This window comes from Priestia filamentosa (assembly GCF_900177535.1).
In the GTDB taxonomy this organism is placed as follows: Bacteria; Bacillota; Bacilli; order Bacillales; family Bacillaceae_H; genus Bacillus_I; species Bacillus_I filamentosa.
Window position 1 is genome coordinate 1064237 of sequence record NZ_FXAJ01000002.1, and the last position, 15053, is coordinate 1079289.

Consider the following 15053-nt stretch of genomic DNA (forward strand, 5'->3'; position numbering starts at 1 on the left):
CTTATAATGATTTAGCCTTATCTACATTATATTTTCCAAAGTGTCCTTAAATTCCTGCTCATTCTACATCATATTCTAAATTGTGCTATCCTGTTCTTTGATTTTTAGGGAACGTAATTTCAAATTTTGTTCCTTCTCCTAGTTTGCTTGTTACCTTCACTTTTCCATAGTGTTTATCGATGATCCAACGAGCAATAGAAAGACCAAGTCCTGCTCCACCTTCGTCTGATCGGGCTTTATCCACTTGATAAAACCGATCGAAGATTTTCGGAATTTCTTCTTCTCGTAAGCCGATTCCATTGTCTTTTACTTCTATATTGATAGCAGAAGCTGTTTCACGGCAAGATACTTCAATGCGTCCATCACTATTTGTGAATTTCAAAGCATTGTCTAATAAAATGATCATTAGTTGATGAATTCGTTCTTTATCTCCCTTAAAATGAAGTGAGTCCTCTATCCTCATCATAATAGATTTACCTTGATAAGATACAAGTTCCTCATAGTATTCATGAAGTTCCTCTAGCAAAATGCTTAATGAAAAGGTCTCTTTCTCCATTTCTAAACTTCCAGAATCAGACCGTGCAAGCATTAGTAAATTGCCAACAAGTTTAGACAAGCGCCGACTTTCCTTTGAAATCAACGAGATATCCACTGCTTTTTCTTGAATGGTGGCAGACGGAGATTTCCAAAGTAAGTCTGTTCGTGATTGGATAACGGCAAGCGGTGTTCTTAATTCATGAGAAGCATCTGAAACAAAGTCTTGCTGTTTTTGCCAGGCCGCTTTAATGGGGACAAGCGCACGTCCTGCTAGTAGAAATCCTGCTCCAACTGCACAGATACTGCCAATAATCCCTCCTACAAGGAGAAGCAGGAAAAGAGTATGAAGCATTTCTTGCTCAGACGTTACATTTCGAACAAATTGAACAGTTACCGTCTCTTTGCCCATTTCTGTTTGAACAGAAAGAGCACGAAATGAGAACTCCTCTGCCTCAATTTCTTGAAACTCGCCTAGTTTTGTAGGAGCGAACTCTTTTTCATTTTCTGCAAAAATAGGCGATAATCTATCTAACTGATTCATGATTTCATTTTCATCATTCCAAATGAGAACAATCATACGAGGGTCTTTTTCAATTCGAGGAGTCTCTTCTCCCCTTACATCTGTGAAGCGTTGAGCAGAATGTTGCAAGTCATTATTAACATCTCGATTTAACCGAGAATCAGCATAAGAGTAAATAATAACCGCAAGAATCCCCATCAAAATAATAAAGACAAGAGAGTTTACAATTGTAAGTTTAAGCCTAGTTTTGTGAAACATAAATCCACCCCTATTATTCCTTCAACATATACCCAATGCCACGTACAGTTTGTAAGTCCTTATGATATCCAAAGGGTTCCATTTTCTTTCTAAGATGATGAACAAACACTTCAACAATAGCAATTGTTGTATCAGAGTCAAAGCCCCATACACGATCATAAAGTTGCTCTTTTGTTAGAATAGCTCCTTTATTTTGGATAATGTATTCAAGCATCTCGTATTGTTTAAATGTTAATCTAACAGGAGTTTCATTTATCATTACTTCTTTTTCTTTGCCAAACAATTCGATCCCTTTATAACGGATTGTTTGACTTCTCGTTAAACTCCCGCTTCGACGCAAAAGAGCACGAATTCGAGCTTGTAGCTCAGGAGCTTGAAATGGCTTAACAAGGTAGTCATCGCCCCCAAAATCAAGTCCTTTCACACGGTCTTCCAAAGAATCTTTCGCTGTTAGAAATAAAACAGGTGTCCGAATATCTGCTTCTCTTATATGTTGAATCACTTCAAATCCGTCCATTTCAGGCAGCATAACGTCTAAAACAATCAAATCATATATATTTTGAAGAGCAAGAAACAATCCATCTTCTCCATTCTCTGCTCCATCAACTTCAAATTCATTTGATAAAATACTTTTAATCGACTCAAGAAGCGATCGATTATCTTCTACAACAAGTATGCGCACTGCAGTTCTCTCCTTTACTATTTATCATCATACCAAAACAAAGCGGTCGCAGTATATACGATCGCTTTGTTTTTTATTCGTATCTCAGAGCTTGAATTGGATCTAGTTTTGAAGCTTTGTTTGCTGGAAATACGCCAAAAACGATACCGACTAGAAGAGAAAAAGCAAAGGACATTAGGATAACAGGAACCGAGTAGACGACAGCTGTCCCTGTTATCTTTGTGAAAGCTTCTGCACTTACTAGTCCTAATCCAATACCAATTAGTCCTCCAAAAGAACTTAAAATTACAGCTTCAATTAAAAATTGAAGAAGAATATTTCCTCTTTTAGCTCCAATGGCTTTTCGAATTCCTATCTCTTTTGTTCGTTCAGAAACAGATACAAGCATAATATTCATAATTCCAATTCCTCCTACAATAAGAGAAATAGCAGCACTTCCCCCAAGCAGAAGAGTTAAAGTATTATCAACAGAGTCTGCTGTTTCCATTAAATCTTCCTGACTTGATACACTATAGCTGTCTTCTTCTCCAATAACTCCCCGCATTGTTTGTTCAAGTCTGTTCGTAATAAAGTTTATATTTTCTTCATCACGAACTTTCACATATACAGACTCAATGCTTGTTGTTGAAGCTAAACGTTGGCCTGTGCTTAACGGAACGATAACCGTACTGTCTCCACTTGTTCCTAATGAACTACCAACAGATTGAAGAACTCCAATCACCTTATACGATGAACCATTAATCCCTATAGATTGTCCAACTGCATTTCCTAATCCAAAGAGCGTCTGTGCTGTGTCTGAACCAAGAACAGCTACTTTGGAATGGTTATCTTGATCAAGGGCTGCAATAAAGCGACCAGATTGAAGCTCTAAATCTCGGACATCTAAATAAGAAGATGTTGTCCCTGTCATGGACACTTGGGTATTTGTTTCTCCGTTCTTCGCTGTTACACGTCCTGAAACAGTCGGAGCTGTAGCATCTACTCCGTTTACTGTTTCGAGCTCTTTTGCATCATCTTCTTTAAAAGTCACATCTGATCCTGTAATACTTACAGTCAAAACATCTTTACCTAAACTGCCAATTTGGCTTTGTACTTCTTGAGTTGAACCTTGACCAATGGCGACCATTACAATCACAGACGAAACCCCAATTATAATACCTAACATTGTTAAAAACGCCCTTATTTTGTTCCCTTTAATGCTTTTCCATGCCATGGAGATGGAGTTCACGTTTATCCCTCCTTTCTTCATAAAGCTCGCCATCATGAATATGCACAATCCTGCTTGCTTTTTTGGCTACTTCTAAATCATGGGTGATTAAGATAATCGTGTGTCCTTGCTCGTGTAAATCCTTCACAATTTTTAAAATATCATCACTTGTTTTGTGATCTAACGCTCCTGTTGGCTCATCAGCTAAAAGGAGCGGAGGATCTCCAGCAAGGGCTCGAGCAATAGCAACACGCTGCTGCTGACCGCCTGAAAGCTGGGAAGGAAGATGATTCCACCTATCTCCAAGGCCTACCTTTTTTAGAGCTTGCAAAGCTTTTTCTCTTCTTTCTGTAACTTTTACTCCACGATACACAAGAGGAAGCTCAACATTTTCGATAGCTGTTAATTTTGATAAAAGGTTAAAGTTTTGAAAAATAAATCCAATCTTTTCATTGCGAATAGAAGCTAACTGAGAACTCTTCATTTTTCCAACATCTTCACCGTCTAATAAATACTCTCCAGCATCTGGACGATCAAGGCAGCCAATCATGTTCATAAATGTGGATTTTCCAGAACCTGATGAGCCAATAATCGAAACAAAGTCCCCTTTTTCAACTGTAAGCGAAATTTCTTTTAGGGCTGTAACGGTTTCGTCCCCAAGCTTATACGTCTTCTTCATTAAACGAACATCAATAAGAGGCTCTGTCATCTTTATTGCCCGCCTCCTTGTCCACGTCCACCAGCAGAAGAAGGTCCTCCATTTGGTGCCTGTCCTGGATTTCCTGACATTCCTCCACCAGATTCGTTTCCAAAGCCACCTTTCATCATTGCTTTCTCATCTTGAGAAGAAGTTTGATTTGAGCTAACCTTTGGAATTTGAACTGTATCTCCTTCCGATAATCCTTTTGTAATTTCAACGCTTGTATCGTTAGAAATTCCTGTTTCAACTGTTACTTTCTTTGTTGTTTGAGAAGAGTCACTTGAACTTGTTGGGACAAGAACATATTTCTCGTCTCCACTTTCGTAGACGGCTTCAACAGGTATATATAGAGCTCCTTGTTTACTTTCAACTTCAATGCTTGCTTCTGTTGACATGCCTACTTTTAAATTCTTTGGATCTGTAATTTGCACTGTAACATCAAATGTCGATACTCCATTTGATGATGTCCCTTCTGAAGCAACTTCTGTTACCGTTCCTTCAAATTTTTCATCAGGAAATGCACTTGTTGTAACTTCTACACTCTGTCCTTCTTCAATATTTGTAATATCGAGTTCATCAACACTTATCGTTGTTTCAAGAGAACTGTAATCAGTAATATGTGCAACTGTTGTTGAGCCTTGAACAGAGTCACCACTCCCAGCAGCAAGACTTGTAATTGTTCCTTTAGATGGAGCTTGTAAAATACTTCCGTCTGTGAAAGTCATAAGCGTTGTTCCTTTATTTACCGTCTGCCCTTCTTTAACATTTACAGTATCAACAATAAGTCCACTTCCTCCTGAATTATTTCCACTCTCTTCAGTAGTTGCTCCTTCAGTAGATGAAGTTCCTCCTGTTTCTCCAGCCGCACTTTCGGTTTCGGCTCCGTTTTGCCCTTCACTATTTTCTCCTGAGTTACTTTCACTTTCTGTTGTTGTTTCAGATGATGTTGTATCAATTGTCGTTCCATTTCCTCTTGTAATAGGAGAAATAAAACCATCTTCATTTTCTATTCGGAGTAAGACAGTTCCTTCAGATACACTGCTTGCGCTCGTTATCCCAACAGAGGTAATTTCTCCGTCAAATGGAGCTACTATCGTCTCCCCGTTTTCAAAAGTTAATAGCGTATCTCCTTTACTCACACTTTCTCCTGACACAACGCTTACGCTTTTCACACCTAATAAAGTGTTCGCCGCTGTCACATCTTGATCTGTAATCGTCGTTACAGAACCAGATCCTGTAACATTTACTTCTAAGTCTCCTTTTTTTACCGTTGATGTTTGAACAGTAGCAGTCGCCATTTGAGGTTGCTCTTCATTATGTAGAAAGAACCAACTTCCTCCTCCTACCGTTGCTACTAAGACAGAACCAATAATCCATTTTTTCATTTCCTTTTCTCCTCCAACTTTCTTTGTTCCGCTTAAAACGTTTTATTTTTTGATTCCTTTTCACGCTGTTTTTTTGGAATAAAGCTAGTATGCAGGTGATTCCTTAAGATTTCCTTAAGAAATAAAGGATATTTTCCAAAAAATGTTTTTACTTATAAGTAATGGAGAATATTGTCTTTTTAAAGCCTATATCGAATATAGAGCTTTCTAAGATTAAGCCTTATTTCTCTATATTTCTTCATTTTTCGCCTTTTTTGCGTGAAATTTGTCTAAACAATAGTAGAGATGCTCTATTACATTCCTCTTTTGAACCTATTAAAATTAAGATATAAAACTAGATTTGGGGGAATGATTGATGACGTTAAAAAAGAAAATTTTATCTCTTTCTCTATCAAGTATAATGGCATTAGGAACCGTAACAGCTGTAGCTGTACCTGCTAGTGCGGTTGGAAATGGGCCGAATGCTGGAAATGGATCTGTTCAGACGTCCATTTTACATACATACGAAAGTATGGTCAGTTATTTAAAAGAACAAGATAAAAAGCAATCTGCCATGGACCTTGAAGTAATTGGGCAAACGGTAAAAGGTCGCGATATTTATATGGCAAAATATATATCAAATCCCGACAATCCCACAATTTTATTTTTAACGCAGCAGCATGGAAATGAGCAACTTACAACAGAAGGCGCTTTAGATTTTATTAAACATTTAGGAACAGGCAAAACGAAAGGTGTATTAGACAATGTAAACATCCTTATCATTCCGATGTTAAATGCAGATGGAGCAATGGGTGATGTAAACTTCTCGCTTGAGGATTATATAGCAGATGGAGACCGGCATTTAACACGCTATAATGCAAACAATGTTGATCTAAATCGTGAACATGCAAAAGATATTGGGGAAATGGAACCAGAAGCCAAGTTCTTATATGAGAACGTGCTAGAAAAATATCCGATCGATTATATGATTGATCTTCACCACCAGGGAACGCTTAGTGAGACAAACGGTGAACTTGTTTCAGGTTCTATTCTTTACCCAACAAATTCAGAAGTAGACGCTGAAGTTGTTGAAAAATCAAAAAAGCTAGGTTCTGTTGTCTACAACACACTTGAGCCTAAAGGATGGGGGCACATTGGGCAATATAACGGTGGCTCTGGAGCTAATATTGGGCGAAATGGAATCGCCCTTCGCTACGGCGTTGCTACCCTTTTGTTTGAAATGCGTGGTATGTCTGACCACTATATTGAATCTTATGCTCTTGGCCAAAAAAGCAACGGCTACCTTATTAAGCAAACCGTTTCAACATTAGATGCGACCGTTCGAGCAATCGCAGACCGCTCAATTGAAAAAGAGGATACAAGTTTTTGGGATACACTACCAACACAAACAAACCGTCAAAATGATGAGTAGTCCTCTCGTCAAAGAGAAACCGAAAGTTCTCCTTTCGGTTTCTTTCAATATGTCAATTTTAAAAGCCTTTTTCTTTCAATTTGAAAATTTTAAAAGCCTTTTTCCTTCTTTATCGAAAATAATACCATTGACATCGTATTAAACATTTACTATTATAAGAAAATACGTAGAATAATAATTTCATAATGCAAAAGGCAATGAAAGGAACATTAGTAGTTTTAATCTCCCTGTACTAGAGAGTTAACGGATGGTGAAAGTTAACACAAAGATTAAAAATGAAATTCACTCCTTGAGCTTCTTTCTCTATTAACATGAGCAAAGACGGGTAAAACTGTTAACATAAATAAAGAGGTAAATATTTATTTACAATTTAGGGTGGTACCGCGATAATTTCGTCCCTGCTGAAAACTCAGCAGGGACTTTTTTATGAATTTATAACCTTGGGAGGAAAGCATGAAAGAACACAACACGTCGTCAACTCAACTTAAGAAACAACTATTGCCGCGTCACATTCGAATGATTGCAATTGGAGGTATGATTGGAACAGGCATTTTTAAAGGAAGTGCCGATACTGTTGGACTAGCTGGACCAGCCGTAATCTTTCCATATTTGTTTGCAGGATTACTTCTTCTTATCATTATGGGCGCCTTATCAGAAATGGCTATTGCTTATCCTGGTCACAACATGAAAGACTTAATTGAAAGAGCGTTTGGCACTCGTTTTTCCTTTATTGTTGGCTCTATTTACTGTTTCATGTGGCTATCTGTTTGTGTTATTGAAGTAATTGCAGCAGGTAGTTTCTTGCAATATTGGTTTACATCCATTCCGCTATGGGTGTTATGTCTAATTTGTTCTCTTGTGTTAATTTTAATTAATGTAACAAGTGTAAAATCGTTTGGAGAAATTGAGTTCTGGTTTGCAGGAATTAAAATTTTCGTTATTATTGCTTTCATTATTGTAGGAGGAGCCATTTTACTTGGATTGATTCCAAGCGATAATAGCGCTCAGCATTACTTACACAACTATACAGACTTCGTTCCAAATGGATGGACGGCTGTATTTGCGACACTTCTTGTTGTTCTTTTCTCATATGGTGGATCAGAGCTTATTGGTCTTACGATTACAGAAACAAAAAATGCAGAAAAAGTACTGCCTGGTGTTGTAAAAGGTGTGCTTGTGCGCGTTGTTTTATTTTATACTCTTCCAATCTTAATTATTTGTGGATTGATTCCGTGGAATGAGATCGATGCAAATGCAAGTCCATTTGTTCAAGTATTTGAAACGGTTGGGCTTCAAGGTGCATCACATATTATGAACTTTATTTTATTAACAGCTGTTCTTTCAGCCGCAAACTCTGGTATTTACGGTTGTACACGAATGATGCACTCGCTTGCTCAAACAGGTGGGGCACCAAAACGCTTGTCATATGTAAATAAACAAGGTGTTCCGATTTTTAGCCTGTTAGTTACCGTTGTTGTCTTGCTTTTTGGCACATATGTTGTTTATTTATTATCTGATAAAGCATTCACATATCTTCTCGCACTTCCGGGTTTCACTGTTTCACTTGTATGGATTTGTATTTGCTTAGCACAGCTAAAGCTTCGCCCATCATATAAGAATGAGCCTTATTTTAAACTGTGGGGCTTCCCTTATTTAACTATTTTCGCTGTCTTAGTGTTAAGCATTAGCTTTGTTACTTTCTTGTTTAGTGAGACTAATCGTCTAAGTTCAATTGCTTGTGTAACATTCCTTATTTTAATGGTTATATGCTCATTCTTTGTCAAAAAAGAACATCGTGCATAATAAAAAGAGGTTCCTATTATAGGAACCTCTTTTTTATACTCCTTGCTTCTCAACGATCTTTAACCTCTTTATAATCTCATTTGTTACTTCTTCTGTTGTATAATTCCCGCCAACGTCAGGTGTTAAAATACTGTCGTTTGTAACGCTTTCTACAACGTCTAATAACACGCTTCCTAACTCTTCTTCTCCAAAATGATCTAACATCATCTTAGCTGTCCAAATCTGTCCAATTGGATTAGCTATTCCTTTTCCAACGATATCAGGAGCTGATCCGTGTACAGGCTCAAACATGGAAGGGTATTTTCCGTTAACATTAATATTTGCCGCTGGAGCAACTCCAACGCTTCCCATGATACCAGCACCTAAGTCTGTTAAAATATCTCCAAATAAGTTACTAGCAACAATAACATCAAACTGATGCGGACGAGTAACGAAAAAAGCAGCGAGCGCATCAATATGTTGAGAATCTGTTTGGATTTCTGAATAATCTTTTGAAACATCTTCAAAAACGCTGTCCCAAAATGGCATAGAATAATAAATTCCATTTGACTTTGTAGCGCTTGTAACATGTTTTTTTCTTTTAGACGCTAATTCAAAAGCAAAGCGCATCGCTCTTTCAGTCGCTTTTCTTGAAAAAATAGCATTTTGAATGGCAATTTCGTCTTCTCCCTTATAAATGTTTCCGCCAACAGAGCTATACTCTCCTTCACTGTTTTCGCGCACAACAATTAAATCAAAATCTTTAGGGTTGAGGAGCGGTGAACGAATTCCTTTTAATACTTTAGCTGGTCTTATATTAATGACTTGTTCAAATTCACGGCGAATTTTAATCAACATTCCCCATAATGAAATGTGATCTGGAACTAGTTTTAAATTTCCAACGGCTCCTAAAAAGATACTATCAAAGTTTTGTAATCGCTCAAGTGCATCTTCTGGCATCATTTCTCCATGTTCTAAATAATGCTCACAGCTCCATGGAAAGTCTGTGAAATTAAACTGTATCCCTCCGTGAATATCTGCAATCGTTTTCAAAACTTTGTTAGCTGCTGGAACAACCTCTTTTCCAATTCCGTCTCCTGGAATAGAAGCAATTTTGAATGTTTTCATTCTCTCTCCCCCTCTTTTAAATGAAGTACTCTTTCATAATGGAGATATTAATCAACACAGTATCCGGTCGACTGTATCTACTCCTATTTTATAGATGAATTTCCTTTCAAGCAACACTTTTCTTAATTTTTAGTTATAACAACATAAAAAAGAGCACGAATGCATGCTCTTTTAGTCTTTCTTATATGTTTGAAACAGCTTTGTATTGTCAGGAACATTTTCGAGATAAGTGATTTTCCCATCCTCATCTAGCTTTGCTATATCTTTGCCTGCTTGTGTATAAACTTCTCCAGAAGCCCGCTTTCCACAAACGGCCCACCGGGTCTCATATGTACGCGTTTCATCTCCCTGAACTTTTTCCCATCCTTGATACATATGTTTGAGATCTTTATTTTCTGTATAAACCATCTTCACAAAATTGCGCCAGTTTTTAATCCCAGCCTGCTTGTAGCCATTTAGCACAAACTCCATATCATCTGTAAATAAATCAGCAAGCTGTTCAAATGCTTCCTCACTTGTTCTAGATTGATCAAATAGCATAAAATACTTCTCCAAGTTTTCCATAATATCTCCTTTTTCCTCCAGAGTTACTATATCTTTTCCTAATTAACAACTTAGCATAACAAAAGAGGAAGGGGAAAAATATGAGCTTGTAGGAAAGTAAGATAAGTAAAAAGTTTACTTATCTTTATTACTTCTTGGAAAAGAGTAATCTCTTGATAATTTGGACATAATTTACAAGAGTTCAAAAATAAAATTTCTACTTAGAGGTTAATCCTAATTCCCGTAATTTATTGAATAAGGTGATAAATTGAAAAAGAAATTAATCTTAATTCTCAGTATAGCTTTTGTAATTTTTATGACCGCTTTATTTATCTTTTATCTTGTTAAAGACGACTCTTCTCGTTGGGAAGTATCGCTAGGAGGCATATTTGTAAGTGCGTTACCTCTGTTATTGTTGTTTTCAAAAAACATCCCTTTTCCCTCTTTGATTATTATCGGTTATTATCTTTTTCTTTTCTGCACGTTATTTTTAGGTTCTATTGAAGAATTTTATAGCCGCTTTAAATGGTGGGATGCGACTCTTCACTTTTATAAAGGGATCTTTATGGGCGCTATAGCCATTTCACTGTATAAATTATGTATCCCTAAACAAACGCGAGACCATGTTTCTAAATGGATCCTCTTCCTTTTCGTGCTTTCTGTTTCAGTAAATGCTACAGCTTTATGGGAAATTTATGAGTTTGTAGGAGATTTAACGTTTACACGTACAATGCAATCAGGAGGCAATACAGATACTATGTATGACATGATTATAGGAATAGTAGGAGGTCTCCTCGTTGCAATTTATTCTATAGTACGGAGAAAAACACTATAAATAAATATGGAGGTGTAAAAATGAATCGCAAACTTGTTCTACTATTGAGTATCATTTATGTCATTTTCATGGGGAGTTTAGCTGTATTTCTTTATATAGATGATAAATCATTTAAAGCATTGGTTGCTATAGGAGGGGTTATCTGTGGGCTCATTCCTCTTCTACTTGCTCTATTTACTAAGTTTACCTTTAATTTACCTCTTGTTATTTCTTACTTAATTTTCTTATTTTGCTCACAATATTTAGGTTCTATTTTAGGATGGTATGGACTAGGTTGGTGGGATACATTTTTACATTTAATAAGTGGAGCTCTTATTGCTTTTCTTGCGATTGCTTTGTATGAACGACTCATACATAGAAGTGCAGGGAAAAGTATATCCGCATGGTTTATTTTTCTCTTTGTTTTTTCTTTTGCTGCTCTCGGGGGGATTCTATGGGAGATTTATGAATTTAGTTCAGATCAACTCTTTGGAATGACTCTACAAGGAGGCGGAAATAAAGATACGATGGTTGATTTAGTTGCTGATGCAGTTGGAGGTCTTATCATCGCAATATGGGCAGGGATACGGACAAAAGTGAAAAAGAATAAATTGAACTAACCCCCTTTACTTAAGATCTTACACTTAAAGAAAGGACTACAGGAAGTTTATATTTGTAAAAAAAGACTTAGATAGATAAATGTCTAACCCTCTCCCTCAGTATTATCGTAATATCAGAAAAGTAATATTACGACATCTTTATGGTGTGTATCATGATATTTTCCAAATGTATACAGTTTATGTTTCTTGCGAAAAAGATCCTTCAGTCAGAATTGTAAAACTAAACACACATAAAGAATATACACAATAGGAATCAAGACTTAAATGGTTGATATTCATTAAAAAATGGGGTTATAATGAAGGTAATAAAAGAGCGCTGGCTGCAACCAACGCTCTCTGTACAGTTTCACTGCTAGAAGAGCAGTGGTCCATATATCATATAAAGAGTACTGAAAAAAGTAATAACTCCCTTTATACTTTAGTAGGGCTAAAGGGTGATATTACTTTTTTTTCGTGACAGCAATAATCGCAACAACAAGAGTAGATAACGAAATAGCAATTGTCATCGCTTCATACACAGTCAACATGCAGGGCACCACCCCCTTTACTCCGGGAGTACCGCTGCTCACCCTAAAAAACTGTACTCTATCATTATATCATATAGGCCTTTATCTTTTCATAAAAGCGAACATATTTTCTGGTGAATAGTTTTGTTTTTTAAAGATGTTTTCCTCTTCTCACATATTCAGTTCGTAATGCTTCCACTGTGATTCTACCCCTCCCATTTTTGCGTATAGTTTTTGAGCTACAACATTATCTTTTGCCGTCTCCCATGTCATACCCCCATATTCATGTTCCTTAACATATGTAAAACATGCTTGAAAAAGCCGCTCTCCTACTTTTTTTCCTCGATATGAAGGAGAAACATATAAATCATTCAAAATAGCTTTCTTTTGTAAACTAAGCGTGCTAAATGAAAAATAGAGAGTTGCAAAACCAATAAGCTCTCCTTTATGCTCGGCAACATATTGCACACCTTGATTTTGATGTGCTAGTAAATATGTAAAATGTTGCTTGATTTTTTCAATTGGCTGCTTTCTTTGATAAAAGTCAACAATATACTCTTTCATTAATGGAACCATTTTCAAAACATCTTCTTGAATTACTAAACGAATCGTAATAGAATTCATATAGTTTCCCTCCTAAAGCGTACGCTTGATTTTCTATAACTTTTATTATAAAAATCCCTCATTGCTCACAAAAGAGACAGTTTATAAAAATTATTTAGATACAGAATAATGGAGGTTTTTACATTGGTTCATATAACTCCCTTTATAAAGAAAAATAGTGGTCCTTTATATGTTCAAGTATACGACGACTTAAGAACAAAAATTATGGAAGGAAAAATTCCTTTCGGTAGTAAGCTTCCCTCAATTAGAGGTCTTGCCAGACATTTGCATGTTAGCAACAATACCATTTCACTCGCTTATGATTTACTCGCTGATGAGGGCTTTATCGAGAGGAAACCACGAAGCGGGATATACGTAAAAAAGCAGATAGAGGATATTTTCCCTTTTCCACATTCCTCAGAAGAGGATAGGAAAGTAGAATACAAGCCTTCACCTCGCTATGATTTTCGCTATGGAACATTAAACTCTACCCTTTTTCCTGCTAAAACTTTTCATAACATCGCAAATGCCATCTACGCTGAGAGGCAACAAGAATTGTTTACATATGGAGATGTCCAAGGAGAATTTGGTCTTCGCAAAGAGGTTCATCACTACTTAATAAATTCAAGAGGTGTCAAGTGTGCTCCTGAACAAATTATTATTACCTCTGGAACACAACAAAGCCTAATCCTGCTTTCTCAAATTTTAAATCTGCCAGACAAATTAATAGGATTAGAAGAACCTGGCTACAACGGAGCTCGAATTATATTTGAAAATTTGAATGTAAATGTAGAGCCTATTCCTATAAAAAATGATGGACTTAGTATTGAAGAACTTTACAAAATTAATCCTTATGCTGTTTACGTTACACCATCTCATCAGTTTCCAACAGGCGTCATTATGACGCAGAAAAAGCGTAAACAGCTGCTTCAGTGGGCAAGAGACCATCATTCTTTTATTATAGAAGATGATTATGATAGTGAATTTCGGTATGTAGGAAAACCTATCCAAGCGATTCAAGGGATGGATGAAGCAGAGAAAGTCATCTATCTTGGTACTTTTTCTAAACTTTTTCTTCCCTCAATGCGAATGAGCTACATCGTACTTCCTTCTCCTTTATTAAGTATCTATAAAGAGCGCTTCTCTCTTTATGAACAAACTGTTCCTCGCTTACAACAGTGGATTATGGAAGCTTTTATGAAGACAAATTATTTAAATAAACATATTGCGAGAATGAGAAATGCTTACCGAAAAAAGCATACTGTTCTTATAGCAGAAATCACTAAAAGGTTTGACTCTAATAAATTTGAGATCTTAGGGGAATGTTCAGGGTTACATATATTAGTAAAAGTGTACGGGAAAAGTGAAGAAGAACTTATTAAATTAGCCTTTTCAAAAGACGTTAAAGTTTATCCAACAAGTCCTTATTGGAAAAGAAAAGCTCAATGTGAAACAGGGACTGTATTATTAGGCTTCGGATCGTTGTCTGAGGAAGAGATTCAACAAGGAGTTTCCATGTTGTCTGAAGTATGGATGTAGGATTTCTCCTATCCTCGAAAAACCCCTATATCCTTAGCATATAGGGGCTTTATGGAATATTATATCCTAGCTTTTTAGAAATCAAGTGTGCTCCTGAAGTGACTTTTTTAATAAGGATTGGGAGCCTTTCTGCTCCATACCTTCCTTCAATTCCAGCAATACTAAGGCCTGCTATCACCTCTCCTTTATGATTAAAAACAGGAGCACTAACTGCTGTTGTATAATTCTCAAGTTCTGAAATACTTACTGTGTAGCCTTCCCTTTTTGATTCCGCTAATATTTCTCTTAATTTTTCTTTATTTGTAATTGTTCCAATTCCAATTTGTTCTAGCTCTATGTGCTCTAGGTAGGCTTCTCGTTCTTCCTCTGGCAAATAAGCTAGAATAATACGAGAGCAGGCTCCTGCATAAAGAGGAGATCGCCTTCCAACAGAAGTGTATAGTCGAACAGGTTGAAGTGTATCTACTTTTTCGATATACATTGCTTCGTTTCCATCTTTAATAATTAAATTTACCGCTTCTTCTACATCATCTCGAAGCTGTTCCATAATGGGTTTTGCAATTATTCTTATATCTAATCGATTTGCAACAAGTTGTCCAAACTGTAAAAAAAGAAGCCCTAAAGAATAAAAGCCGTCCTTATCTTTTGCTAAAAATCCCATTTCTTCAAGTGAACCAACCATACGATGTAGCGATGTTTTTGGAATTTCTGAGTAAGTTAGCATTTCTGTAAAAGTAAGCTTAGAATGCTTAATAAAAAGATTTAAAATTTGCATAGATTTAATAACCGTTTTATTATTTGCTTGCATTTTCTCTTCT

Annotated in this window: 15 protein-coding genes and 1 other annotated feature; of the genes, 5 read left to right on the forward strand and 10 right to left on the reverse strand. The window is 36.4% G+C overall.

Features of this window, described 5'->3' with window-relative positions; translation table 11 throughout:
• Positions 1 to 85: 85 nt before the first annotated feature.
• The 5 genes from B9N79_RS12415 to B9N79_RS12435 form a co-directional block, all read right to left on the reverse strand.
• Positions 86 to 1315, reverse strand: a complete 1230-nt coding sequence (locus B9N79_RS12415) for a sensor histidine kinase (RefSeq protein ID WP_040061285.1) — start codon at positions 1313 to 1315, stop codon at positions 86 to 88.
• Between the two features lie 13 nt (positions 1316 to 1328).
• Positions 1329 to 1997 (reverse strand): response regulator transcription factor, encoded by a 669-nt coding sequence (locus tag B9N79_RS12420; RefSeq protein WP_040061284.1) that lies wholly within the window; start codon positions 1995 to 1997, stop codon positions 1329 to 1331.
• Positions 1998 to 2070: 73 nt separating this feature from the next.
• The gene (locus tag B9N79_RS12425; protein ID WP_040061283.1) at positions 2071 to 3210 is read right to left on the reverse strand and encodes an ABC transporter permease; all 1140 of its coding nucleotides are present in this window, start codon (positions 3208 to 3210) and stop codon (positions 2071 to 2073) included.
• Complete coding sequence (locus B9N79_RS12430; protein ID WP_040061282.1) at positions 3191 to 3913, reverse strand: ABC transporter ATP-binding protein; 723 nt, start codon at positions 3911 to 3913, stop codon at positions 3191 to 3193. The genes B9N79_RS12425 and B9N79_RS12430 overlap by 20 nt, the downstream gene beginning before the upstream one ends.
• A gap of 2 nt (positions 3914 to 3915) precedes the next feature.
• Positions 3916 to 5289 carry an efflux RND transporter periplasmic adaptor subunit gene (locus B9N79_RS12435; RefSeq protein WP_085118434.1) on the reverse strand — a complete coding sequence of 458 codons (1374 nt, stop codon included), beginning with the start codon at positions 5287 to 5289 and terminating at the stop codon, positions 3916 to 3918.
• A gap of 355 nt (positions 5290 to 5644) precedes the next feature.
• Here B9N79_RS12435 and B9N79_RS12440 point away from each other — a divergent pair, with 355 nt between their 5' ends.
• Positions 5645 to 6700 carry a M14 family zinc carboxypeptidase gene (locus B9N79_RS12440; RefSeq protein ID WP_040061279.1) on the forward strand — a complete coding sequence of 352 codons (1056 nt, stop codon included), beginning with the start codon at positions 5645 to 5647 and terminating at the stop codon, positions 6698 to 6700.
• A 188-nt stretch (positions 6701 to 6888) separates the two neighbouring features.
• Positions 6889 to 7103: a binding site (T-box leader), on the forward strand.
• Positions 7104 to 7153: 50 nt separating this feature from the next.
• Positions 7154 to 8503: an amino acid permease gene (locus B9N79_RS12445; protein WP_046217574.1), complete on the forward strand. Its 1350-nt coding sequence runs from the start codon at positions 7154 to 7156 to the stop codon at positions 8501 to 8503.
• A 33-nt stretch (positions 8504 to 8536) separates the two neighbouring features.
• Here B9N79_RS12445 and B9N79_RS12450 read toward each other — a convergent pair whose 3' ends face one another.
• Together B9N79_RS12450 and B9N79_RS12455 are read right to left on the reverse strand one after the other, a co-directional pair.
• Positions 8537 to 9610 carry a tartrate dehydrogenase gene (locus B9N79_RS12450; RefSeq protein ID WP_040061275.1) on the reverse strand — a complete coding sequence of 358 codons (1074 nt, stop codon included), beginning with the start codon at positions 9608 to 9610 and terminating at the stop codon, positions 8537 to 8539.
• Positions 9611 to 9781: 171 nt separating this feature from the next.
• The gene (locus B9N79_RS12455) at positions 9782 to 10174 is read right to left on the reverse strand and encodes a nuclear transport factor 2 family protein (RefSeq protein ID WP_046217575.1); all 393 of its coding nucleotides are present in this window, start codon (positions 10172 to 10174) and stop codon (positions 9782 to 9784) included.
• Between the two features lie 247 nt (positions 10175 to 10421).
• Here B9N79_RS12455 and B9N79_RS12460 point away from each other — a divergent pair, with 247 nt between their 5' ends.
• Both B9N79_RS12460 and B9N79_RS12465 read left to right on the forward strand, forming a co-directional pair.
• On the forward strand, positions 10422 to 10988 hold the full coding sequence (locus B9N79_RS12460) for a DUF2238 domain-containing protein (protein ID WP_085118436.1): 567 nt from the start codon (positions 10422 to 10424) through the stop codon (positions 10986 to 10988).
• A gap of 20 nt (positions 10989 to 11008) precedes the next feature.
• On the forward strand, positions 11009 to 11587 hold the full coding sequence (locus B9N79_RS12465) for a DUF2238 domain-containing protein (RefSeq protein ID WP_040061269.1): 579 nt from the start codon (positions 11009 to 11011) through the stop codon (positions 11585 to 11587).
• Positions 11588 to 12027: 440 nt separating this feature from the next.
• On the opposite strand, the gene B9N79_RS26560 is transcribed toward B9N79_RS12465, so the two are convergent.
• Complete coding sequence (locus B9N79_RS26560) at positions 12028 to 12123, reverse strand: putative holin-like toxin (protein ID WP_221410622.1); 96 nt, start codon at positions 12121 to 12123, stop codon at positions 12028 to 12030.
• 141 nt (positions 12124 to 12264) lie between these two features.
• Positions 12265 to 12717 carry a GNAT family N-acetyltransferase gene (locus B9N79_RS12470; RefSeq protein ID WP_085118438.1) on the reverse strand — a complete coding sequence of 151 codons (453 nt, stop codon included), beginning with the start codon at positions 12715 to 12717 and terminating at the stop codon, positions 12265 to 12267.
• Positions 12718 to 12840: 123 nt separating this feature from the next.
• Here B9N79_RS12470 and pdxR point away from each other — a divergent pair, with 123 nt between their 5' ends.
• Positions 12841 to 14235, forward strand: a complete 1395-nt coding sequence (gene pdxR / locus B9N79_RS12475) for a MocR-like pyridoxine biosynthesis transcription factor PdxR (protein ID WP_158512821.1) — start codon at positions 12841 to 12843, stop codon at positions 14233 to 14235.
• 49 nt (positions 14236 to 14284) lie between these two features.
• On the opposite strand, the gene B9N79_RS12480 is transcribed toward pdxR, so the two are convergent.
• Positions 14285 to 15043, reverse strand: coding sequence for an IclR family transcriptional regulator (locus B9N79_RS12480; protein ID WP_040061263.1), 759 nt, complete (start codon positions 15041 to 15043; stop codon positions 14285 to 14287).
• Positions 15044 to 15053 lie beyond the last annotated feature (10 nt).

Excerpts from the sequence above, each read along its gene's own strand:
- B9N79_RS12415 (WP_040061285.1), bottom strand. The coding sequence starts at position 1,315 with ATGTTTCACAAAACTAGGCTTAAACTTACAATTGTAAACTCTCTTGTC.
- B9N79_RS12425 (WP_040061283.1), bottom strand. The coding sequence starts at position 3,210 with ATGGCATGGAAAAGCATTAAAGGGAACAAAATAAGGGCGTTTTTAACA.
- B9N79_RS12430 (WP_040061282.1), bottom strand. The coding sequence starts at position 3,913 with ATGACAGAGCCTCTTATTGATGTTCGTTTAATGAAGAAGACGTATAAG.
- B9N79_RS12435 (WP_085118434.1), bottom strand. The coding sequence starts at position 5,289 with ATGAAAAAATGGATTATTGGTTCTGTCTTAGTAGCAACGGTAGGAGGA.
- B9N79_RS12440 (WP_040061279.1), top strand. The coding sequence starts at position 5,645 with ATGACGTTAAAAAAGAAAATTTTATCTCTTTCTCTATCAAGTATAATG.
- B9N79_RS12445 (WP_046217574.1), top strand. The coding sequence starts at position 7,154 with ATGAAAGAACACAACACGTCGTCAACTCAACTTAAGAAACAACTATTG.
- B9N79_RS12450 (WP_040061275.1), bottom strand. The coding sequence starts at position 9,610 with ATGAAAACATTCAAAATTGCTTCTATTCCAGGAGACGGAATTGGAAAA.
- B9N79_RS12455 (WP_046217575.1), bottom strand. The coding sequence starts at position 10,174 with ATGGAAAACTTGGAGAAGTATTTTATGCTATTTGATCAATCTAGAACA.
- B9N79_RS12465 (WP_040061269.1), top strand. The coding sequence starts at position 11,009 with ATGAATCGCAAACTTGTTCTACTATTGAGTATCATTTATGTCATTTTC.
- B9N79_RS12470 (WP_085118438.1), bottom strand. The coding sequence starts at position 12,717 with ATGAATTCTATTACGATTCGTTTAGTAATTCAAGAAGATGTTTTGAAA.
- B9N79_RS12480 (WP_040061263.1), bottom strand. The coding sequence starts at position 15,043 with ATGCAAGCAAATAATAAAACGGTTATTAAATCTATGCAAATTTTAAAT.